This window comes from Nocardia vulneris (assembly GCF_001613425.1).
GTDB lineage: Bacteria > Actinomycetota > Actinomycetes > Mycobacteriales > Mycobacteriaceae > Nocardia > Nocardia vulneris.
This window is the reverse complement of record NZ_BDCI01000006.1, coordinates 20,513-42,235: the sequence shown is the minus strand read 5'-3', so window position 1 is coordinate 42,235 and position 21,723 is coordinate 20,513. Positions and strand designations below refer to the sequence as shown.

The 21,723-nt window shown below is 68.9% G+C and carries 17 protein-coding genes; 10 read left to right on the top strand and 7 right to left on the bottom strand.

The genetic code is table 11. The features are described from left to right. Positions 1-8 precede the first annotated feature (8 nt). Both NVU01S_RS09250 and NVU01S_RS09245 read left to right on the top strand, forming a co-directional pair. A complete protein-coding gene (locus NVU01S_RS09250) occupies positions 9-1,871 on the top strand; it encodes a dynamin family protein (protein ID WP_043670488.1) in 1,863 nt (620 codons plus the stop codon). After that, the gene (locus tag NVU01S_RS09245) at positions 1,868-3,412 is read left to right on the top strand and encodes a dynamin family protein (RefSeq protein ID WP_052280597.1); all 1,545 of its coding nucleotides are present in this window, start codon (positions 1,868-1,870) and stop codon (positions 3,410-3,412) included. Before NVU01S_RS09250 ends, NVU01S_RS09245 begins: the two co-directional genes overlap by 4 nt. A 35-nt stretch (positions 3,413-3,447) precedes the next feature. Here the strand turns inward: NVU01S_RS09245 and NVU01S_RS09240 are convergent, their stop codons facing one another. Beyond that, the gene (locus tag NVU01S_RS09240; RefSeq protein WP_043670490.1) at positions 3,448-4,038 is read right to left on the bottom strand and encodes a TetR/AcrR family transcriptional regulator; all 591 of its coding nucleotides are present in this window, start codon (positions 4,036-4,038) and stop codon (positions 3,448-3,450) included. A 74-nt stretch (positions 4,039-4,112) separates the two neighbouring features. Here NVU01S_RS09240 and NVU01S_RS09235 point away from each other — a divergent pair, with 74 nt between their 5' ends. Continuing rightward, on the top strand, positions 4,113-5,351 hold the full coding sequence (locus NVU01S_RS09235; protein ID WP_043670493.1) for an FAD-dependent monooxygenase: 1,239 nt from the start codon (positions 4,113-4,115) through the stop codon (positions 5,349-5,351). Between the two features lie 65 nt (positions 5,352-5,416). Here NVU01S_RS09235 and NVU01S_RS09230 read toward each other — a convergent pair whose 3' ends face one another. Continuing rightward, positions 5,417-6,577, bottom strand: a complete 1,161-nt coding sequence (locus tag NVU01S_RS09230; protein ID WP_043670495.1) for a zinc-binding dehydrogenase — start codon at positions 6,575-6,577, stop codon at positions 5,417-5,419. Between the two features lie 62 nt (positions 6,578-6,639). Beyond that, positions 6,640-7,086 carry a winged helix-turn-helix transcriptional regulator gene (locus NVU01S_RS09225; protein WP_043670498.1) on the bottom strand — a complete coding sequence of 149 codons (447 nt, stop codon included), beginning with the start codon at positions 7,084-7,086 and terminating at the stop codon, positions 6,640-6,642. A gap of 83 nt (positions 7,087-7,169) precedes the next feature. Here NVU01S_RS09225 and NVU01S_RS09220 point away from each other — a divergent pair, with 83 nt between their 5' ends. Then, positions 7,170-8,615 carry an MFS transporter gene (locus tag NVU01S_RS09220; RefSeq protein WP_244467240.1) on the top strand — a complete coding sequence of 482 codons (1,446 nt, stop codon included), beginning with the start codon at positions 7,170-7,172 and terminating at the stop codon, positions 8,613-8,615. Between the two features lie 66 nt (positions 8,616-8,681). Here NVU01S_RS09220 and NVU01S_RS09215 read toward each other — a convergent pair whose 3' ends face one another. Beyond that, a complete protein-coding gene (locus tag NVU01S_RS09215) occupies positions 8,682-10,283 on the bottom strand; it encodes an FAD-binding oxidoreductase (protein WP_043670501.1) in 1,602 nt (533 codons plus the stop codon). A gap of 437 nt (positions 10,284-10,720) precedes the next feature. Between NVU01S_RS09215 and dnaK the strand changes: the two genes are divergently transcribed. The 5 genes from dnaK to NVU01S_RS09190 all read left to right on the top strand — a co-directional run bounded on the left by dnaK (position 10,721) and on the right by NVU01S_RS09190 (position 16,550). Continuing rightward, positions 10,721-12,568: a molecular chaperone DnaK gene (gene dnaK, locus NVU01S_RS09210; protein ID WP_029896915.1), complete on the top strand. Its 1,848-nt coding sequence runs from the start codon at positions 10,721-10,723 to the stop codon at positions 12,566-12,568. Beyond that, the gene (gene grpE, locus NVU01S_RS09205; protein ID WP_043670509.1) at positions 12,565-13,212 is read left to right on the top strand and encodes a nucleotide exchange factor GrpE; all 648 of its coding nucleotides are present in this window, start codon (positions 12,565-12,567) and stop codon (positions 13,210-13,212) included. Before dnaK ends, grpE begins: the two co-directional genes overlap by 4 nt. Positions 13,213-13,260: 48 nt before the next feature. Next, on the top strand, positions 13,261-14,421 hold the full coding sequence (dnaJ, locus tag NVU01S_RS09200) for a molecular chaperone DnaJ (protein ID WP_043670512.1): 1,161 nt from the start codon (positions 13,261-13,263) through the stop codon (positions 14,419-14,421). Beyond that, positions 14,421-14,828, top strand: a complete 408-nt coding sequence (locus NVU01S_RS09195) for a heat shock protein transcriptional repressor HspR (protein WP_014988845.1) — start codon at positions 14,421-14,423, stop codon at positions 14,826-14,828. The genes dnaJ and NVU01S_RS09195 overlap by 1 nt, the downstream gene beginning before the upstream one ends. Before the next feature lie 552 nt (positions 14,829-15,380). Next, on the top strand, positions 15,381-16,550 hold the full coding sequence (locus NVU01S_RS09190) for an FAD-binding oxidoreductase (RefSeq protein WP_042258527.1): 1,170 nt from the start codon (positions 15,381-15,383) through the stop codon (positions 16,548-16,550). Positions 16,551-16,644: 94 nt separating this feature from the next. Here the strand turns inward: NVU01S_RS09190 and NVU01S_RS09185 are convergent, their stop codons facing one another. The 3 genes from NVU01S_RS09185 to NVU01S_RS09175 form a co-directional block, all read right to left on the bottom strand. Continuing rightward, the gene (locus tag NVU01S_RS09185; RefSeq protein ID WP_052280598.1) at positions 16,645-17,427 is read right to left on the bottom strand and encodes an FAD-binding oxidoreductase; all 783 of its coding nucleotides are present in this window, start codon (positions 17,425-17,427) and stop codon (positions 16,645-16,647) included. Positions 17,428-17,441: 14 nt separating this feature from the next. Then, on the bottom strand, positions 17,442-18,599 hold the full coding sequence (locus NVU01S_RS09180) for a globin domain-containing protein (protein ID WP_014988842.1): 1,158 nt from the start codon (positions 18,597-18,599) through the stop codon (positions 17,442-17,444). A 226-nt stretch (positions 18,600-18,825) separates the two neighbouring features. After that, positions 18,826-19,761: an NADP-dependent oxidoreductase gene (locus NVU01S_RS09175; RefSeq protein WP_052280599.1), complete on the bottom strand. Its 936-nt coding sequence runs from the start codon at positions 19,759-19,761 to the stop codon at positions 18,826-18,828. Between the two features lie 156 nt (positions 19,762-19,917). On the opposite strand from NVU01S_RS09175, the gene NVU01S_RS09170 reads away from it, so the two are divergent. Continuing rightward, positions 19,918-21,639, top strand: a complete 1,722-nt coding sequence (locus tag NVU01S_RS09170; protein ID WP_052280600.1) for a Clp protease N-terminal domain-containing protein — start codon at positions 19,918-19,920, stop codon at positions 21,637-21,639. The last annotated feature ends 84 nt before the right edge of the window (positions 21,640-21,723 follow it).

Below are 21,723 nucleotides of genomic sequence, written 5' to 3'. Positions count from 1 at the left end.
ATTCCGCGATGGGGACGCCAACACCGAACGCCACACCACCGGCGGTACCGCTGCTCGCGGTACTCGGCGAAACCATTGCGGCGGCGCGGGCCGCGGGCCGCACCGATCTGGTGGGGACGCTCGAGGTGGCGGCCGAACGGGTCCGGGATCCGCGGCGGCGCATCATCGTGGCCGGACAGCTGGACCAGGGCAAGAGCCGGTTCGTGAACGCGCTGTTGAACCTGGATATCTGCCCGGTGGGCGACGACGTGACCACCACGTTCACCACGGTGCTCGCGCACGGTCCGGCACCGAAGGCGGAGCTGGTGCTCACTGCCCCCGGCGGCGAGGCGGGTGGCCCCGAGACCCGGGTCGCGGTGCCGATCGACGAGATCGGCGGGCTGTCCGCGCGGTCGCCGCTCGCGCACGGACGCCGCATCCTGCGGTTGGAGCTCGAGGTGCCCAACCCGCTGCTGGCCGACGGCATCGTGCTGGTCGATACGCCGGGCGTGGGCGGGCACGGAAGTTCTTACGCGGCAAGTGTCTTGGGCATGGTGCCCGCCGCCGACGCGGTGCTGGTGCTCTCCGACGCGTCCACCGAGCTCACCGAGCCGGAACTCGCCTTCCTGCGGCAGGTCCGCGAATTGTGCCCGACGGTGGCGCTGCTGGTGACCAAGACCGACCTCTATCCACACTGGCGACAGGTGTACGAGGCCGATCGCGGGCATCTGGCCAGGGCGGGTGTGGACGTGCCGATGATCGCGGTGTCGTCGTTGCTGCGCAGTCACGCGCTGCGGTTGCAGGACCAGCAGCTCGGCCTCGAATCCGGTTTCGGACCGCTCTATCAATTCCTGCGCGAGCAGGTGGTGGCGCGCGACCAGCTCGCCACCGGGGCCGCCGTCGCCCGCGATATCCGCTCGGCGGCAGAGCATTTGGCCCTGGCGCTGGGCAGCGAGCTGGTCGCCGTGCGCGATCCGGCGCGCGGTGCCGCCGCGGTGCGCGAACTCCAGGCGGCGCGCAACTCGGCACAGGAACTGCAGCGCCGCACCGCCGCGTGGCAGCAGACGCTGGCCGACGGGATCACCGACCTGGCCGGCGATGTGGACCACGATCTGCGAGATCGGTTGCGCGGCATCGCCAGAACCACCGAGGAGTGGATCGACGAGCACGATCCGGGCCGGCATTGGGATCGGATCGCCGAACATCTCACCGGCACCATCGATACCGCGATCGGCGACAACCTGCTCTGGACGCACGCCCGGGCGCTGCAACTCGCGAAACGGGTGGCCGAGCACTTCACCGAGCTCGGCACGGTCGAACTCCCGCAGGTGCGCTCGGACGCCGCCGAAGGCGCGCACGCGAACGCGGGCACCCTCGCGGAGCTGGAACCCGATATCGGCTTCGGCAGCAAGCTGCTGGTCGGCATGCGCGGGTCCTACGGTGGCGTGCTGATGGTCGGCCTCGCCAGCACCTTCGCCGGGCTCGCGCTGCTGAATCCGATCTCCATCGGCGCCGGACTCGTGGTGGGCGGCAAGGCGTTCCGGGACGACAAGCAGGCACGGCTGGGTCGCCGCCGCAATGAGGCCAAGGCCGCCGTGCGCCGCTTCGTCGACGATGTCGCGTTCCAGACGGGTAAGGAGTCCAAGGACCGCCTGCACCGCATCCATCGGGCGCTGCGCGATCACTACGCGGGCATCGCCGACCGGAGCCTGCGGTCGATCGACGATTCGCTGCGCGCCGCGCAGGAGGCGGCGACCATGGCGAAGGCCCGTCGGGCCGAACGCTGCACGGTGCTGGAACGTCAGCTCCGGGTGGTCGCCGAACTGAACAGATACGCGGAGGCGATGCAGGCCGCGCTGCCGGGCGCGCCCGTCGGTACGGTTGCCTCGTGACACGAGAGGTCGGCGCGGCACCGGGAATTGTGGCCGAGGCGCATCGTCTGGTCGGCGCCGCGCGGGCGGCCCTCGCGAGCGAGCCGCGGCCGCGGGCGCTGCTCGCCGACTGCGCGCGCCGGCTCGACCAACCGTTGCGCATCGCGCTGGCCGGATCGCTGAAGGCGGGCAAGTCCACCCTGCTCAATTCGCTTGTCGGGCAAGACATCGCCCCGACCGACGCGACCGAGTGCACCAGGGTGGTCACCTGGTACCGCTACGGTTCCACGCCGAGCGTGACGGCGCACGCGGGTGACGGCGCGCGCGCCAATGTGGTGGTGCGCCGCGGCAGCGGCACCCATGGACTGACCTTCGACCTGGAGCGGTTGCGCTGGAACGCGCCGGCCCCGCGCGAGGTCGACCATCTCGAGGTCGAATGGCCCGCGGCGGCGCTGGCGCACACCACGATCATCGATACCCCGGGCACCTCGTCGCTGTCGCGGGAGGTGTCGCAGCGCACGGCTCGATTGCTCACCCCCGGCGCGGAAACGGCGCCCGCCGCGGCAGGACCGGCGATCCCCGGCGCCGACGCGGTGGTCTACCTGCTCCGCAGGCTCGACGCGGCCGACGTCCACTTCCTGGAGCGGGTCGGCGCCGGAACCGGTGCGGCCTCGGGAGTTTCGGGTCCGCTCGGCGTGGTCGGGGTGGTCTCCCGGGCCGACGAGATCGGGGCGGGCCGGATCGACGCCTTGCATTCGGCGCGCGAGGTCGCCACCCGATTCGCGGGGGAGCTGGAGCGTACCGGCCTGTGCCAGGCGGTGATTCCGGTCGCGGGCCTGCTCGCCTTCGCGGCCGCGACACTGCGGCAACAGGAATACGCCGCGTTCGAGGCGCTCGCGGGTGTGCCCGTCGAGGAGTTGAGCGCGGCGCTGCTGTCCGCCGACCGTTTCGCCCGGCCCGATATCGCTCTGCCGGTGCTGCCGGAGGCCCGAGCACAGCTCGCGGAGCGGTTCGGGCTGTTCGGCATTCGGATGGCGGTCACCCTGGTGCGGCTCGGTGTGCGCGATTCGGCCACGCTGGCAGCGGAATTGACCGCGCGCAGCGGTGTGGACGAGTTGCGCTCGGTGCTCGACGTGCAATTCGGGCAGCGGGCCGACCAACTCAAGGCGCACACGGCGCTCACCGCGCTCGCTCGCGTGCTCACCGCCTACCCGGGCAGCGAGGCCGACGCGTTGCTGCCGCGCGTGCGAACACTACTCGCCGACGTGCACGGATTCGCCGAATTGCGGCTGCTCGGGCGGCTGCGCACCGACGAATTGTCGTTGCCGCCCACCGATCTCGCGGAACTGCACCGGCTCATCGGCGGCTCGGGCGTCGCGCCGCACCTGCGGCTCGGGCTGCCGGTCGACGCCGCTCCCGCGACGCAACGCGAGCAAGCCATGGTCGCGGTTCGCAAATGGCGGGCGCGTGCCCGCCATCCGCTGGCCGACCAGTTCACCACGACAGCGTGCCTGACCGCTGCTCGCAGTGCCGAAGGAGCACTCGACGTCCTGTCCGGATAAGCCGGATCAGGAAGCGCGGCGGTGTTTTTCGCGCCTCATTCCGTGACCTCCCGAATCGCGGCGGCCAGATCGGCGCCGGTGGGTGCATGCTCGGGGTCGATCAGGCACTGGGCGGCCAGGCCGGTCAGCAGGATCTGGTAGAAAGCGCCGAGCGCCTGCGCTTTTCGCGGGTCGGCTGCGTGGGGGTCAGCGTCGGCATCGGCGTCGGCATCGGCCAGGAGATCGGCGAGACCGCCGCGGGCCTCGGCCATTCGGGCCGCGAGTTGGTCCTTGGTCGCCGGATCGTGTCCGGCCTGGGCGATGGTGTCGAACGTGGCCGCCCAGAGCCCGCGATGGGTACCGATCGAGTCGATCACCGCGCTCCAGCTCACCGCGAATCGATCCAGCGGTGTGCTGTCCGGCCGGCGTGCCTCGGTGAGCGCGCGCTCGAGTTCCACGCCCCATTCGCGGTTGGCTGCGGCGAGGGCCTCGTTCAGCAGGGCCTCTTTGGAGCCGAAGTGGTAGCCGATCGCGGCCATGCTCACCCCGCCCGCGGCGGTCGCGATATCGCGCACGGTGGTGCGGGCGTAGCCCTTCTCGAGCAGGCAGCGGCGGGCGCCGGCCAGTAGATCCTCACGGTTTCCCATGCTCGTCAGGGTAGCGCATGCGCCTTAGACGATCGTATTGCGCGTCCGCCTAAGACAAATGTACAGTTCTGCGCATGAGCAATCCCCGCCCTCCGCGCAATCGGAACGTCCTCATCTCCGGCGCGAGCATCGCCGGACCCGCGCTGGCCTTCTGGCTGAACCGCTACGGTTTCGCGCCGACGATCGTCGAGCGCGCGCCCGCCCTGCGCACCGGCGGGCAGGCCATCGACGTGCTCGGGACCGGCACCGACGTGGTGCGGAAGATGGGCCTGCTGGACCAGGTACTCGAGTCGAGCACCGGGAAACGCGGCACCTCCTACGTCGACGCGTCGGGCCGGTCTCGCGCCGATATCAGCAGCGAGATGTTCAACGGGGTCGGCGCGCACGGCGACACCGAGATTCAGCGGGGTGATCTGGCGCGGGTGCTCTACGACGCGACCCGCGACGATGTCGGATACCTGTTCGGCGACAGCATCACCGGGCTCACCGAGGATGCCGAGGGCGTGCACGTCACGTTCGCCCGTGCCGAGTCACGCACCTTCGATCTGGTGATCGGCGCCGACGGCGTGCACTCGAACACCCGCTCGCTGGTTTTCGGCCCGGAGCGCGAATTCCTTCGGCACATGGGCTATTACATCGCCATCTTCACCACGCCGAACCTGCTCGAGCTGGATCACTGGGAGCAGGACTACAACGTGCCCGGCAAGATCGCGGGCAGCTACAGTGCTCGCGAAAACGCCGAAGCGAAGGCGGTTTTCGCGTTCGAGTCCGGTCCGCTCGACTACGACTACCGAGATGTCGCACAGCAGAAGCGGATTCTCGCCGAGACCTTCGCCGGGGTGGGCTGGGCGGTGCCGCGCCTGCTCGCCCACCTCGACGCCGCCACCGACTTCTATTTCGACGCGATGGCGCAGATCAAGATGGACGCCTGGTCGAAGGGGCGGGTCGCGCTGGTCGGTGATGCCGGGTACTGCGCCGCGCCACTGTCCGGTCAGGGCGCGAACCTGTCACTGGTCGGCGCCTACGTCCTGGCCGGCGAACTCGCCGCCGCCCACGGTGACCACACCGTCGCCTTCGCCCGCTACCACCACGAGATGGGGCCGATGGTCGAGGCCTGTCAACGCTTCGCCGAAGGTGTCGGCAAATGGTATGCGCCACCCACCAATTCGCTGATCCGCCTGCGCAACCTCAACGTCCGCCTCCTGCCCTACCTCCCCTGGCGTGCCCTCATCGGCGGCGCACCCCAAAAAGTCGCCCGCACCATCCCCGCCAAGAACTACCGCCCCCACGAACTCCTCACGCCGCCGAACTGACCGACATCTCCACATGCAGCCCAGCGGCCGTCACCATTCAGCTCATCGGTATTGGGCGGCGTGGGTCAGGGTTGGGTGGCGGGGCTTTTGGGGTCGATGAGGATTTTGGCGTGGTGGTTGGGGGTGGCGAGGGTGGTGAAGGCGGCTTCGATGCCGTCGAGGCCTACGGTGCCGGTGATCAAGGGGGAGGGGTCTACTTTGCCGTCGGCGAGCAGGTGCAGGGTGTCGCGGAATTCGCCGGGGTCGTAGCCGAGGACGAAGTGCAGGTCGAGTTCCTTGTTGATGGCCACGGCGGGGTGGATGCGGTCGGCTTCCATGCAGACGCCGACCACGACGATGCGGGAGCGCGGCGGCGCCGCGGCGAGCACCCCGTCGAGAATTCCTGGCACGCCGACACATTCGAAGATCACCGGGCCCGCGGGGCCCGCGTCGAACTTGTCCGCGAGCCGGAAGACGTACCACCAGGGCAGTTTCGGCACTCGGCGCAGCCGCTCCATGGTGTCGAAGCCGAGATCGAGGATGTCGGTGACGCCCACGATGCGCCCCCGTTTCGGTGCCGCGGTCCACGGCGATTCGACGGCCGGGTCGACGACGATATCGGCGCCACAGGCCCGCGCGAGATCCCGGCGCCGGGGCGAGAAGTCGCTGGCGATCACCGTGCGCACGCCCGCCGCCTTCAGCATGCCGATCACCGCGAGACCGATCGGCCCGCAACCGATCACGAACGCGTTCTGCCCCTTGCCGACTCGGCCTTTGCGGACCGCGTGCCAGGCCACCGCCATCGGCTCGGTGAGCGCGGCGTGCTCGGCGGACAGTCCGTTCGGCACCGGCATCGTCATCGATTCCTGGACCACCACCTGTTCGGCGTAGCCCCCGGGCGCCGCGGCCGACAACCCGGTCAGCTCGGACTTCTTGCCGTGGCGCACGATCGGCAACGCCACCACGGGTGTGCCGGTCCGCCAGCGCTTCCGGCAGTCCGGCCCGTATTCGACTACCTCGCCGCTGAATTCGTGCCCGAGCACTACTCGCTGGGTCGACCGCATGAACCCGGCGTAGCCGGTGGCGTCGGCCAGGTCGGCCATGGTGTCGGCGTGGGCGCGGGCGTGCAGGTCCGAACCGCAGATACCGCAGCGGGATACCTCGATCAGCAACTGGCCGCGGCCCGGCACCGGCGTCGGCAGGTCGGTGACCTCGAACTTCGTCTCGGTGACGACGGCGGCGCGCATGGGCGGACTCCTCGGGTCGGCGGCGGGTCCACGCTACTGCGTCGCGCTGTCCTCGGGAAGGTTCAGCGGGCGGCGGTCAGTTCCTCTTCCGCGGCGGTGCGGCGGTCGTAGGCGTTGCGGGCCGCGACAATCTCGGGTTGATGGGTTTCGGTCCAGGTGACCAGCGCTTTGATGGTGGTGTGCAGGCTCGCGCCGAGCGGGGTCAGCGCGTAGTCCACCCGCGGCGGCACGGTGGGGTAGACGGTGCGTTCGACGAGCCCGTCGCGTTCGAGGTGACGCAACGTGCGGGTGAGCATCCGCTGGCTCACCCCGTCGATCTTTCGCTTCAGCTCGGTGAACCGCAGGCTCTGCTGATCCAGCAGCGCGATCACCAGCAGCGACCATTTGTCGGCGACGCGGTCGAGGATCTGGCGCACCTCGCAGTCGACGCGAGTGTCCCACTGGTAAACGTCGTAGTCGGCGTCGGTATCCCCGCAGTCCCCGGGTGACTTCAAAGTGCCGTCTTCCATGGTCGTCGATTCTGCCGGAAACTGGCTCTCGGTATCAAGAGGTAACCGACCCCACTGTGGGGAACCGAAATTGGGGAGTCGTGATGGTGAAAGCCAGAGCCGCCGAGGTCTTTACGGAGATGAACGGCCGCGCCTGGGGCGTGCTCGCGGTGCTGTGCGGCGCGATATTTCTGGAAGGCATCGATGTCGCGATGCTGAATGTGGCGCTGCCGTCGATCCGGGCCGAACTCGGGCTGTCCACCGGCATGCTCAGCGGGGTGGTCTCGGCGTACGTGCTCGGCTACGGCGGTTTCGTCCTGCTGGGCGGCCGGGCCGCCGACCTGCTCGGCCGCCGGCGGATGTTCCTGTTCTGGCTGACCGTGTTCCTCGTCTTCTCCGGGCTCGGCGGTTTCGCCACCACCGGCTGGATGCTGTTGACCGCGCGCTTCGTCACCGGAGTGGCCGCGGCGTTCCTCGCTCCCGCCGGACTTTCGCTGATCACCACGAATTTCGCCGAGGGGCGGGTGCGGGACCGGGCGTTGGTGGTGTACGCCGGTATCGGCGCGGGCGGTTTCACGCTGGGCATGGTGGTCGGCGGCCTGCTGACCGCGCTCGGCTGGCGCTGGGTGTTCTTCGTGCCGGTCCTGGTCTCGGCGTTGCTGCTCGCCGCCGCGTCTGTCCTGGTCCGGGATTCCGGTGTGCCGCAGCGGGTTCCCGGACTCGCGGGCTTCGACCTGCTCGGCGCGTTGAGTGTGACCGGCGCCATGTTGCTGCTCGTCTACGGCGTCGTCCGCCTGGAGCATCTCGCTGACGGACCGGCGCTCACCGCGGCAGTCTTCGCGGCCGGGTTCACGGCACTCGCCTTGTTCGTCCTGAACGAACGCCGTGCGGCCGCACCGCTGGTCCGCCTCGGCGTCCTGCGCTCGGTGTCGCTGGTGCGTACGAATCTGGTGGCCGTGCTGTTCATGGGTGCGTTCATGGGCTTCCAGTTCGCGGCGACGCTGTACTTCCAGGAGCTGCGCGGCTGGTCCACGGTGCAGACCGGTCTGGCGATGGCGGTGCTCGGCCTGGACGCGGTGGTCGCGCCACTGCTGACGCCGTGGCTGGTACGGACATTCGGCACCGGGCGGGTGATCTTCGGCGGCGTGGTGCTGGCAGCGCTCGCCTACCTGCTGTTCTTGCCGAGCGGACTGGACCGGGCCTACGTCGCCCTGCTGCCCACGCTGCTGTTGATCGCGCTGGCCTTCGCCCTGGTCTACGGTCCGCTCACCATCGCGGGCACCGATGACATCGCCGAGGAGGAGCACGGCCTCGCGGGCGGATTGCTCTACACCGCAATCCAATTCGGTGTCGCACTGGGTGTCTCCGTGGTGACCGCGGTGAATGTCGCCGCGGTGGACGCGGGCAAGGTCGGCATGGACGCGCTGCGCACCGCTTTGATCGTGCCGGTGATCGCCGCGGTCCTGGCGGGAGTGGTCGCCGCAACCGGCTTGCGTCGCAACGCAAAACCCGCGGTCGTGCCGAAACCGGAACAGCTCGTGCACGTCTGACGCGTCCGAAAGAGCAGGCCGGAGTGGCAATCCACTCCGGCCCGCGCGCGTGTGCAGGACGGCGGCTCAGATCAGGACGCCGGGATTGAGGATGCCCGCCGGGTCTAGGGCCGATTTGGTCGCGCGCAGGGCGAGAGCGAACGGCTCCGGCCGCTGCCTGTCGTACCAGGGGCGATGATCGCGGCCCACCGCGTGGTGGTGCGTGATGGTGCCGCCCGCCGCCGAGAGCGCCTCGGAGACAGCGGCTTTGATGTCGTCCCACTGGGCGAGCGTGCTACCCCAGCGGCCTGCGGCGTAGACGCCGAAGTAGGGCGCGGGACCATCCGGATAGACATGGGTGAACCGGCAGGTGAGCACGCCGGTGGCGCCGACGGCGCGGATCGCCTCGTTCGCCGCCGTCGTCACCGCGGCCTTCAGTTCCTCGAATGCGTCCCAGGTGCAGGCGGTTTCGAAGGTCTCGGTGATCATCGACTGGGCGGCGAGCGCGTCACGCTGGTACGGCATGCGCAGGAACGACGAGCGCCAGGTGTCGGCGGCCCCGGCCCCGTCGGTGTGCGCGTCGGAATCGGTGTAGCGCACCGGCTCCGGCAGCGTGCCGCCGTGCGCGCGCACGATGTCGACGGCCCGCTCCATCCAGGGCCGGGTCGGGTGGTCCGCGGATTCGAAGCCGAGCACCAGCACGCCGCCCGCCGTCGCCGCGCCCGCGTTGAGGAACGCCTCGGCGGGGTCGAGCAGACGGCAGTTCGTCGGGTACAGCGCGGACTGCGCGATCGCGCGGGTGGCCGCGACCGCCTTGGTGTAGTCGTCGAAGTGCACAGAAGCCGTTGCGCGCCACCGCGGCCGGTCCTGCAGCCGCAGCCAGGCCTCGATGATCACGCCGAGGATGCCCTCGGAGCCGAGGAACAGCCGGTCGGGGGCAGGCCCGGCCCCGGAGCCGGGCAACCGGCGGGATTCGCTGACCCCCGCGGGCGTCACCACCCGCATGGCTTCGACGAGATCGTCGATGTGGGTGTAGAGCGTGGCGAAGTGCCCACCGGCCCGGGTGGCCAGCCAGCCGCCGAGCGTGGAGAACTCGAACGACTGCGGGAAGTGCCGCAGCGTCAGATTCGCTTCGCGCAGTTGGTCTTCCAGGGCGGGGCCGAGTACTCCGGCCTGGATGCGGGCGGCTCGGCTGGTGTGATCGATCTCCAGCACCCGATCGAGCGCGCCGAGATCGAGGCTGATCGCACCGGCGAAATCGCCGTCCAGCCGCGGCTCCACGCCGCCGACCACGGACGTGCCGCCGCCGAACGGAATCACGGCGACGCCGCAGCGGCTCGCCCAGTCGAGCACGTCGACGATATCGGCCTCGGTGCGCGGACGGATGACGAGGTCGGGCGGTGTGCCGAGGTCGCCCATCAGGTTGCGCACCACATCGCGGAAGGCTTGGCCGTGCGCGTGTGCCGCGCGATCGGCCGGATCCGCCGACGCGAGGTCCGCGAGCGCGTCCGGCACGGTGATCCGCGGCGCGGGCAGCGCGAGCGATTCGATCGAGGGCGGTTCGTGCGCGGTGAGGTCGGCGTCGGGCAGGATGGCCGCGACCCGCCGGGTCAGCGCCGCTCGCTCGGCCCCCTCGACCGCGTCCTCGACGTTCCCCCAGCCCCACCACGATCGCGTCTTCGCCGACACCCCGACTCCTTCCCGCCGGGCTCGGGCCCGTCGCGCGGCTATTGCACCACGGATGCGCGCCCTGGGGCAGTCGCCGTAGCTACCGGTAACCCCTGCTCAGGGTCGTGTCGTTATCGGTAAGTGCTGGTAGGTGGTGGTGTCGGGGACGAGAATGGCGGACGGACGAAATTCTTGCCGGGGTTCGGGAATGATCCGCGCCGGTCGTCCGTTGAGCTATTCGACAACGTTGAGTGCAACGGGCTCAAGTTTGAGTTGACCCGAGCGAAGATCGGGTGCAGGATTGAGCCGACCACGCTCAGCGTTGCTGGGACCGTGCTCCGTCAGGTGCTTGGGGCGAGGTCTCGCGGCACGAACAGTCCCGATGCGGACATCCGGCCGCAGGGCGACAGCCCGCCCAGGCACCGACACCAGTAGGTACGTCAATAGGAGGAACCACAATGGCTCGTGCGGTCGGAATCGACCTCGGGACCACGAACTCGGTCGTCGCCGTTCTCGAAGGCGGAGAGCCGGTCGTCGTCGCCAACTCGGAAGGATCGCGCACCACCCCGTCGATCGTCGCGTTCGCGAAGAACGGCGAGGTGCTGGTCGGCCAGCCGGCGAAGAACCAGGCCGTCACCAACGTCGACCGCACCATTCGCTCGGTCAAGCGCCACATCGGCACCGACTGGACCGTCGAGATCGACGGCAAGAAGTACACCCCGCAGGAAATCAGCGCGCGCACCCTGATGAAGCTGAAGCGCGACGCGGAGGCCTACCTGGGCGAGGAGATCACCGACGCGGTCATCACCGTGCCGGCCTACTTCGAGGACGCTCAGCGTCAGGCCACCAAGGAAGCCGGCCAGATCGCCGGCCTGAACGTGCTGCGCATCGTCAACGAGCCCACCGCGGCCGCGCTTGCCTACGGCCTGGACAAGGGCGACAAGGAACAGACCATCCTGGTCTTCGACCTCGGTGGCGGCACCTTCGACGTCTCGCTGCTGGAAATCGGCGAGGGCGTCGTCGAGGTCCGCGCCACCTCCGGCGACAACCACCTCGGTGGTGACGACTGGGACGAGCGCGTCGTCTCCTGGCTGGTGGACAAGTTCAAGGCCAGCGCGGGCATCGACCTGACCAAGGACAAGATGGCCATGCAGCGCCTGCGTGAGGCTGCGGAGAAGGCCAAGATCGAGCTGAGCTCCTCGCAGAGCACCTCGATCAACCTGCCCTACATCACCGTCGACGCCGACAAGAACCCGCTGTTCCTCGACGAGCAGCTGACCCGCGCCGAATTCCAGAAGATCACCTCGGACCTGCTCGACCGCACCCGCGCGCCGTTCCAGTCCGTGATCAAGGACGCGGGCATCAACGTGGCCGATATCGACCACGTCGTGCTCGTCGGTGGCTCCACCCGCATGCCCGCCGTCTCCGACCTGGTCAAGGAACTGACCGGGGGTCGCGAGCCGAACAAGGGCGTGAACCCGGACGAGGTCGTCGCCGTCGGCGCCGCCCTGCAGGCCGGTGTGCTCAAGGGTGAGGTCAAGGACGTCCTGCTGCTCGATGTCACCCCGCTCTCGCTGGGCATCGAGACCAAGGGTGGCGTGATGACCAAGCTCATCGAGCGCAACACCACCATCCCGACCAAGCGCTCGGAGACCTTCACCACGGCCGACGACAACCAGCCCTCGGTGCAGATCCAGGTGTTCCAGGGCGAGCGCGAGATCGCCTCGCACAACAAACTGCTCGGCTCGTTCGAGCTGACCGGCATCCCGCCGGCCCCGCGCGGCGTGCCGCAGATCGAGGTCACCTTCGACATCGACGCCAACGGCATCGTGCACGTGACCGCGAAGGACAAGGGCACCGGCAAGGAGAACACGATCAAGATCCAGGACGGCTCCGGCCTGTCCAAGGAAGAGATCGACCGGATGGTCAAGGACGCCGAGGCGCACGCCGCCGAGGACAAGGCCCGCCGCGAGGAGGCCGAGACCCGCAACCAGGCCGAGTCGCTGGTGCACCAGACCGAGAAGTTCATCAAGGACAACGAGGACAAGGTCCCGGCCGAGATCAAGACCAAGGTCGAGGCGGCCATCGCCGAGGCGAACGAGGCGCTCAAGGGCACCGACATCGCCGCGGTCAAGGCGGCCGTGGAGAAGCTGGCGACCGAGTCGCAGGCGCTGGGCCAGGCGATCTACGAGGCGTCGGCCAACGAGTCCGCCGCGTCGAGCAATGGCGCCTCCGCGACCCAGGACGATGATCAGGTCGTGGACGCCGAGGTCGTGGACGAGCCGGTCGACACGGAGAAGAAGTGACCAACGGCAAGCATTCGGAGCAGCGCGACACCGAGCAGGAGCCGGTCACCTTCGTGGACAACCGCAAGATCGATCCGGAGACCGGTGAGGTTCGTGAGCCCGCGGCGGAGGCCGCCGCGGGCCCCGAGGCCGGGAACGGAACGGCGGCCGAGGCTCCGGCCGACGCCGCCGGCGGTGAACTCGCCGAACGCACGGCCGATCTGCAGCGGCTGACCGCGGAGTACGCCAACTACCGGCGCCGCGTCGAACGCGATCGCAAGACCGCGATCGATGCCGCCAAGGCCGCCGTGGTCACCGAATTGCTCGGCGTGCTCGACGATCTCGATCGGGCCCGGGCGCACGGCGACCTCGATGCCGGACCGCTCAAGTCGGTGGCCGACAAGCTGGCCGCCGCCCTGCAGAAGCAGGGCCTCGAGGAATTCGGTTCGGCGGGTGAGCCGTTCGATCCGACCCTGCACGAGGCCGTGCAACACGAGGGTTCCGGGCACGAACCGGTGATCGGGCTGGTCATGCGCAAGGGCTATCGGTTCGGCGATCGGGTGCTTCGGCACGCGCTCGTCGGGGTAACCGATGCGGTGGCCGAGCAGACCGGGTCTGCGCAGACAGAGGCATCGGATGCTGATGCCGGTGCGAACAAACAATAACGGCGCGGCGCGCCGCAACCCCAGGACTGTGAGAGGAGGAGATATCCGGTGAGTCAACGGGAGTGGATCGAAAAGGACTTCTACAAGGAGCTGGGTGTCTCCTCCAGCGCCTCACAGGACGAGATCAAGAAGGCGTACCGCAAGCTCGCTCGCGACTTGCATCCGGATGCCAACCCCGGCGACAGCAAGGCCGAGGAACGGTTCAAGACCGTCAGCGAAGCGCATGCGGTGCTGTCGGATCCGGCGAAGCGCAAAGAGTACGACGACACCCGGAAGTTGTTCGCGGGTGGCGGATATCCGCGCGGCGGCGGGTTCACCCCCGGTGCGGGTGGCGGCTTCTCGCAGGACTTCAACATCGGTGACATCTTCGGCAACGCGAATGCGGGCGACGGTGGCCTCGGTGACCTGCTGGGCGGCCTGTTCAACCGGGGCGGCACGCGGACCGCGAGCCGCCCGCGCCGCGGGGCCGACGTGGAGACCGAGACGACCCTCGGTTTCCGGGAGGCCGCGCAGGGCGTCACCGTTCCGCTGCGGATGACCAGTCCGTCGCCGTGTACCACCTGTCACGGCAGCGGCGCCAAGCCGGGCACCAGCCCTCGGGTCTGCCCGAACTGCAACGGAACCGGCATCATCAGCCGCAACCAGGGCGCCTTCGGTTTCAGCGAGCCGTGCGATGACTGCCGGGGCACCGGCTCGATCATCGACGACCCGTGCGTCGACTGCCACGGCAGTGGCATCCAGAACCGGACCCGGACCATCACGGTGCGGATCCCGCCGGGTGTCAGTGACGGACAACGGATTCGGCTCGCCGGTCAGGGTGAGGCCGGTTTACGCGGCGCGCCGTCGGGCGATCTGTTCGTCAGCGTGCACGTCAGCCAGGACAAGGTCTTCGGCCGCAACGGCGACGACCTGACCCTGGTGTTGCCGGTCAGTTACAACGAATTGGTGCTCGGCACAACGGTTTCCGTGCCGACCCTGGAGGGGCGCGTCGGCGTCAAGGTGCCGCCCGGCACCGCGGACGGCCGCATCCTGCGGGTGCGCGGCCGTGGCGTGCCCAAGCGCGGCGGCGGCGCCGGTGACCTGCTGGTCACCGTCAAGGTCGCGGTGCCGCAGAAGTTGGATGACAACGCGGCCGAGGCGCTACGGCGCTACGCGGACGCGGAAAAGGCCAGCGGATTCGATCCACGGGCAGGATGGGCAGGTGCTTGATGTCCAATGATCCGAAGCGGGCGTCCGGTGGGGCGTCCCGAGCCGAGTTCTTCATGATCTCGGTGGCGGCGCAACTGGCGGGCATGCACGCGCAGACGCTGCGCACCTATGACCGACTGGGACTGGTTACGCCACAACGTACTTCGGGCGGCGGGCGACGCTACTCGACCAGGGACGTCGAACTGCTGCGCGAGGTGCAGCGGTTGTCCCAGGACGAGGGCGTCAACCTGGCGGGCATCAAGCGCATCATCGAGCTCACCAATCAGGTCGAGGAACTGCAACAGCGCGTCGCCGAGCTGGCGGCCGAGCTGGATCGGCTGCGCGCGGGCTACCGGCCCGATCTCTCGCCGCCGCAACGCAGTACCGCGCTGGTGGTGTGGCAGCCCCGTAATCGTCGCGGAAGCTAGATCTCGCGCAACAACGCTGAATACGGCTGGCTAACCATCGGGCCCCTTGTCCCGGCACACGATTCGTGTTCCGAGGTCAGGGGGCCCGATGGCGTTGCGGGAGCATCGTCGGCAAGGTTAACCAAGGATAAGCCGAGAGCCGGTGTGCGGCAGTGCTTCGGGCATCCGGTCCGCGCGGTCCTGCTCGTCGCCGAATTTCACCGCCGACCCCCGCGGTCCGGCCGTGCCCGGCGTCTGCTCGGCTGACCAGCGGATGGTCCAGAAGTTGCCACAGGGTCGCTCCGAGGCCGAGTTTTTCACAGCGGGCCTTGCAAATTCAGTGTGTCTGTGACCGATTTCACCTGTTTTTACGGTCTTTCAGTATGTTTGCACGGCGTTTCACGCTGTGGATCCTCGTTTCAGGGGAATTACACGCTTGATGTTTAAACGGAGGATTCCGTAGCTGGCAAACCTCGCATACACTCCTTGGCAACGGCTGCTGACGAGTGTCCCGCAGCACCTCACTCGCCGGCACAGCTTTGTGTTCGAGTGCGAAATGGGGTTGTGACACAAATGGATTCGCGGACTGTCGCTTTGATCAGAACGACGTTCAAGGCGGTTGCTGCGGAGGAAGGGGGGCAGGAGAAATTAGCGAGATCGTTCTATTCGATCCTCTTCACCGACTACCCCCAAGTCCGCGATTTCTTCCCGGCAGCCATGGACGCACAGCGTGATCGCCTTGTCAAGGCTATCGGCTACGCGCTGGACCGGCTCGAGGAGCCGAACAAACTGTTGCCCTTCCTCGCTCAGCTCGGGCGCGACCATCGCAAATACGGTGTGCAGCGCGAGCATTACGCCGCGGTCGCCAACTCGCTGAAGACCGCGATGCGGCTCTACGCGGGCACCGAGATGTGGACCGACGAGGTGGACCGGGCCTGGGACGAAGGCCTGACGATCATCGGCGACACCATGATCGGCGCCGCGGAGAAGGAGACCACGCCGCCGGTCTGGACCGGCACCGTCGTGGAAAGCCGTGCGGTACTGCGCAATCTGTCCATCGTGCGGCTCCAGCTCGACCAGCCGATGCAGTACGCCGCGGGTCAGTACATGAGCGTGCAGGTGCCGTCGCGGCCGCGGATGTGGCGCTATATGTCGCCCGCCGTGCCGGCAAATGCCAACGGCGAGATCGAATTCCACATTCGCAGCGTGCTCGGCGGCTGGGTCAGCTCGGCCATCGTCGGCCACACCGCGATCGGCGACAAGTGGTTGCTCGGCGCGCCGCTCGGCGGGCTCGGCATCCCGCGTAACGCGAAACGCAAGATGTTGATGGTCGGCTGCGGCACCGGAATCGCGCCGCTGCGCGCCCAGTTGATGGCGATGGCGCAGCGCCGGACCAACCCGAAGGTGCACCTGTTCGTCGGCGGCCACCATCCGTGCGACCTCTACGATCTCGACACCCTCAACAGCCTGGCCGTCGCGAACCGCTGGCTGACCGTGACGCCGGTGACCGAACACGAGGAAAACCCTTGGTGGTACCAGGATTCCGGCGCACTGGCGCCGAACTGGACCGGCTTGGAGCCGCGGTTGACCGGCCAGATCGGCAAGGTGGTCGCCGGCTACGGCGCCTGGGCCGACCGGGACGTGCAGATCGTCGGCTCACCCTCGATGGTGCAGACCACCAAGTTCCGCCTGATGGCCGCGGGGACGCTCACCAAGAACATCCGCCACGACCCGCTGTTCTGACCGGCCGTCCGGGATTTCGACCCCTCCCGTAATCCCGGACCGACCCGGAATCCGGCCGTGCCCAGTACCGCGGCCGGATTCCGGTCTCCCGGGGTTACAGACCTTCGAATTGGATGCGCTCCGGCGGAGTTCCGGTTTCCAGCAGGCGGTCGACGGTCGCGCTGACCATCCGCGGCGACCCGCAGACCAGCACCTGGTGATTCTCGAAGGCGCCGTGCGAGCCGACCACTTCGGCGAGGGTGCCGAACAGCATGTCGTCGGGCGGGAAGCCGATGTCGACGCGGCTGTGCTCGTACCACTCGTCCACCCAGCTCGGGTCGTCCGGGCTCTCCACCACGGGAATGACCGTGAGCCAAGGCAATTCGTCGGCGAGCAGGTACAGCATGTCGGAGGCGTAGAGCTCGCGCGGCGAGTGCCCGCCGAAGAACAGATAGGTGCGCGGCGGTTCCGGAGCGCGCGCCAGGTCCAGGATCTGCGCCCGCATCGGCGCGAGTCCGGTGCCGCCCGCGATCATCACCACCTCGTCACCCTCGGGGTCGACCGTGAAACCGCCGAGGGGCGCGCGGATCTTCCACTCGTCGCCCGCGGTGGTGTCGGCCACGATGGAACCGCTGCACCAGCCGCCCGGCACGGTGCGCACGTGGAACTCCAGCTTGCCGTCCAGCGAGGGCGGCAGCGCCGGGGACAACCGGCGCCGCATACTCGGTTGCTGCGGCACCGTCACCTCGACGGATTGCCCCGCGACGAACGGGACGAACTCGCCGATCAAGCGAATCACCGCCAGGTCGTGGCGGATTCGATGATGCCCGACCACGGTCGCGGTCCACTCGGGCGGCTGCGGTGCGCCGTTGCCACGCGCACCAGGGTCCCCCACCATTGGGGCCTCCTTCATCACACAGGATCGGAGCTGATGATGTGCTCCGGAGTACCGACCGCGATCAACGCCCGGCGGGTATCCGCGATCATCTTCGCCGATCCGGCGATCTGGATCTGCCGGTCCGCCCACGCGCCGAAGCTCGCGACCACCGCGCCCAGGTTACCGATCAACCGCCGATGCATGCCGTACGGCTCTTCCTGCGGCGGATGCGGATACCACCACGGGTTGGTCTTCTGTTCGCAGACCGGAACGATGGTGAGCCACGGATTGCTCTGCGAGAGCTGCCACATGTTCTCCACGTCGTAGAGATCGCAGGGGTAGCGGCCGCCGATGAAGAAGTGCACCCGCGGGTTGATGCCCCGCTGGCCCATCTCGATCAGCTGGGCGCGCAGCGGCGCGATACCGGTGCCCGCGCCGATCATCAGCACATCGCGGCCGCTTTCCCGATCCACGTGCAGGCCGCCGAGCGGACCGGCGATCTGCCAGCGGTCACCGACCCTGGTCTCGTTGACGATGGCGGGGCTCACCCAGCCGCCGCGGATCTTGCGGATGTGGAATTCGATCTCGCCGTACGGGTTCGCGGGAATCGCGGGCGAGAAATAGCGCCACATCTTCGGCCGCTGCGGCACCGTGAGCGGCACGTACTGACCGGCCTGGTACGGGATCGGGCTCTCGGACTGCAACCGCACGATGGCCAGATCCTCGAGCACCCGCCGGTGCCCGACCACGGTCGCCTCCCAGAACGGCTGCGATTTGTCGGAATTCGCGCCGATCGCCATGGACGCCGAGATCAGGATCGTGATGTCGCGCCAGCCCTCCTCCAGGCCACGGTGCCAGGCGGCGCCGTTGTAGGCGCGGAAGGCGGACAGCAGCGCGCGGCCCGCCGCGTCGTAGTGCGCCGCGTCGACGCCGTACTTGCGGTGATCCCGAGCCAGCTGCTCGAGGAACTTCTGCGCCCGTCCCCAATCCTCCAGATGGTCGAGCACATACTGGATGGCCGTGACGATCCGCTTCGCCTGCATGTCCATCGCAGGCGGGAAGAGTTCACGCAGTTGCGGGTTCTCGGCGAACAAATGACCGTAGAACGCACTGACCAACCGCTCGGATCCGTTCGGCGCCTCGATCACCGAACGGAAGTTGGCGCGGACCAGCGCAGCCGAACGCGCATCCACGACGCGGTGTTTCCTTTCCCTCAGTTTCTGCCCGGGGACCTACCCGTAACCGGCTGTCCTCCGCGGACCAGTATCCCTGAATTCCCCGTGGTCGGGGCGGGTATGTCCCTGAAGCCCAGACCAAACGGTAACCGTCGGGCTAACGCCATCTGTTACGGCCTTGATGCGGAAATCACATCACGGCAGTCGCGGCTTGTCGGGAGCGCGCTGCCGCTGTCGAGGGTACTCAGATCGCGAGGACGGTTTTGCCGCGGGCACCGGTGGCGCCGAGCACGCTCACCCCGTCGGCGAGGGGGATGGTCGCGTCGATCGGCACCACCACGTCACCTTCGGCGACCCGGTCCAGCAACCGGGCCAATTCCGCTGCGCCGCCGCTGGATTCGAGGTTGCCGCCGCGCAGTCCCTTGGCTCGCAGCGCGTTCTCGTCGGTGGACCAGATGGTGGAGTACACCGCGCCGCCGGGGCGCACGAGGCCGAGCAGGTCGGCCAGCGCCGCGGGCGGGCTGACCAGGTCGTAGAGCACGTCGATGCCGTCCGGGTGCGCGGCGGCGACCTGCGCACCGATCGAACCCGCGGCGTAGTCGACGGTCTCGGCGGCGCCCAGCCGGGTCATCTGATCCGCGACCGCGGCGCGGGCGGTGGCGATGACCTGCGCCCCCGCCATGTTCGCCAGCTGGACCAGGAAGGAGCCCACACCACCGGTGGCGCCGACGATCAGCACCGTCTGGCCGGGCTCGATCCCGGTGGCGTCCACCAGGTCCTGTGCGGTGACGCCCGCGGTCGGCACCGCGGCGGCCGTCGCGGTCGGCACGCCGTCGGGGACGGGTACCAGGATGCCGCTCTCGGGAACCACCGCGAACTCGGCGAAGCTGCCGTGCCCGGCGGGCGGCGTCAGGAATTTGCCGACCACCCGGTCACCGACGGCGAAGCGGCTGACGCCGGGCCCGACGGTGGCGACGGTGCCCGCGCCGTCGACGCCGAGGATCATCGGAAAATCATGGGGCATCTTGCCGTCCAGGATGCCGTCGGCCATTTTCGCGTCGAACGGGTTGACCCCCGCCGCCTCGATCTGCACCCGGACGGTCCCCGGTCCCGGCTCGGGAACCGGCATGTCGACCAACTCGGGTGTCGCTCCGAACTTCTGTACCACGATCGCGCGCATGCATTCGCTCCCTCGGTCGGGTGAAGAGTGATGCATCAACTAACGGCCAGGCTCATCGTATGCATCCATACCCCGTGGGCACTGTGATTCATCGCATTGACGGGTGTCGCGGCGTTCCGGTTCGGGCCTGCCCCGCCGTCGGCTAGTAGTGGAGCGGTGGACACGTTCAATCCGACCAGCAAGACCGAGGCTTCCCTGACCACCGCGTTGCAGTCGGCGTTCGCCGCGGGCAATCCGGAGATCGCACCCGCGCACCTGTTGATCTCGATGCTCGATCAAGTCGACGGCACGGTCGCGGCGCTCCTGCAGGCCGTCGGCGCCGACCCGGGCGTCGTGCGCCGCGGCGCGCAAGATCTCGCGGACCAGCTGCCGACCACCGCCGATGCGAGTGTCGTCCCGCAGCTCGGTCGTGACGCGCTCGCGGTGTGCAGTGCGGCGCGACGGGCCGCGACCGAATCCGGGGCGGTGCACGTTTCGACCGAGCACCTCGTGCTCGGCCTGGTGGCAGGCGACACGGCGGAGGCGGGCCTGCTCGCGGCACACGGTGTCACCGCCGAGACGCTGCACGGCGTGCTGCCCGCGGACCCCGGCGGTGTGATCGCCGACGCCGATCCGGCGAACAGCCGCTGGGCGCTGCGCAAGTACACCACCGACCTCACCGAGTCGGCCCGCAGCGGCGAGCTCGACCCCGTCGTCGGGCGATCCGCCGAAATCCGCCGGCTGGCTCTGGTTTCGAGCCTGCGCAGCAGAAATGCCGCGGTGCTCGTCGGCGCCGACGGTGTCGGCAAGACGTCGATCATCGCGGGCCTCGCGCAGCGAATCGTGGCCGGTGAGGCACCGGACCTGTTGCGCGACAACGTCGTTGTCCTGCTCGATCTGGCCGCGATGATGGCCGGGGCCGGCGGCTTCGGGGAGTTCGAGCAGCGGCTCACCGCGGTGCTGGACGGCATCGAGGACCGGGCCGCGCGCGCTGTCGTCGTGATCGATGAACTGGCCACACTCGCGCCCGTGGCCGACGCCCTCGCGACGACCACCACCATCGTGCTCGCGCCGGTACTCGCGCGCCCGGCGCTGCGCCTCGTCGGTACGGCCACACCCGAGACGTATGCCCGGCTCGTCGCGCGCGACAGCGCGCTGACCCGGGTCTTCCAGCGGATCGAGGTGCGGGCGCCGGACCACGCCGATGCCGTCGCCATGCTGCGCGGCGTCCGGCCGCGCTACGAGGCGCACCATCAAGTGCGGATCACCGACCACGCGGTCCAGGCCGCCGTGCTGCTCGCCGACCGCCATCTGCCCGGGCCGTTGCCGGACACGGCGATTCACCTGATCGACGCGGCTGCCGCGCAGCTGCGCATGGCGACACTCGATCGGCCGGTCGACGTCGACGAGCTCCAGGACGCGATCCGCCGCCTCGAAACCGAACAGGCGGCGCTGAAGCAGGAGCCGGCGGAGCAGGTCGCCGAGCGTTCGAGCCGGCTGCGGTCGGAGCTCGCGACCGCTCGCGCCCGGCTTGCCCAACTGCTGAACGAATGGCGGGACCGGCAGCGGGCCGTCGATCAGATCATGGACCTGCAGGACGACCTGACGCGGAGCACCGCGGGATGGCTGGAGAAGGACCGCATGGTCGATCGTGACCTCGCGCAGCAATTGGCCGACGCGCGGGCCGAATACGAGCGCGCCGAACGCACCGGCGATTTCGGCCTGGCGTCCAAGCTGCGCTACAGCACGATTCCGCACCTGGAGCAGCGCGTAGTCGAACGAGCGGAATCCGCCGGAGCACCCCCGGCAGTGTCCGTCGGACAGGTCGAAGACTGGCACATCGCCGCCTTGGTCGCGGAGTGGGCGGGCGTCCCGCTCGACCGGTTGAACCTGAGCTGACCATTCGGCATCGACCCGGCGCGAGCGGCGGGATTCGTCCTGTTCGCCCGCGTCCCGGCGTACCGTTTCACCGCACGGGAAAAC

What these genes read in the sequence shown, in the direction of transcription:
- NVU01S_RS09250 (WP_043670488.1), top strand. Translation starts at nt 9, where the DNA reads ATGGGGACGCCAACACCGAACGCCACACCACCGGCGGTACCGCTGCTC.
- NVU01S_RS09195 (WP_014988845.1), top strand. Translation starts at nt 14,421, where the DNA reads ATGTCCAATGATCCGAAGCGGGCGTCCGGTGGGGCGTCCCGAGCCGAG.
- NVU01S_RS09225 (WP_043670498.1), bottom strand. Translation starts at nt 7,086, where the DNA reads ATGGAAGACGGCACTTTGAAGTCACCCGGGGACTGCGGGGATACCGAC.
- dnaK (WP_029896915.1), top strand. Translation starts at nt 10,721, where the DNA reads ATGGCTCGTGCGGTCGGAATCGACCTCGGGACCACGAACTCGGTCGTC.
- NVU01S_RS09235 (WP_043670493.1), top strand. Translation starts at nt 4,113, where the DNA reads ATGAGCAATCCCCGCCCTCCGCGCAATCGGAACGTCCTCATCTCCGGC.
- NVU01S_RS09230 (WP_043670495.1), bottom strand. Translation starts at nt 6,577, where the DNA reads ATGCGCGCCGCCGTCGTCACCGAGACGAAGTTCGAGGTCACCGACCTG.
- NVU01S_RS09175 (WP_052280599.1), bottom strand. Translation starts at nt 19,761, where the DNA reads ATGCGCGCGATCGTGGTACAGAAGTTCGGAGCGACACCCGAGTTGGTC.
- NVU01S_RS09240 (WP_043670490.1), bottom strand. Translation starts at nt 4,038, where the DNA reads ATGGGAAACCGTGAGGATCTACTGGCCGGCGCCCGCCGCTGCCTGCTC.
- NVU01S_RS09190 (WP_042258527.1), top strand. Translation starts at nt 15,381, where the DNA reads ATGGATTCGCGGACTGTCGCTTTGATCAGAACGACGTTCAAGGCGGTT.
- NVU01S_RS09220 (WP_244467240.1), top strand. Translation starts at nt 7,170, where the DNA reads ATGGTGAAAGCCAGAGCCGCCGAGGTCTTTACGGAGATGAACGGCCGC.
- NVU01S_RS09185 (WP_052280598.1), bottom strand. Translation starts at nt 17,427, where the DNA reads ATGGTGGGGGACCCTGGTGCGCGTGGCAACGGCGCACCGCAGCCGCCC.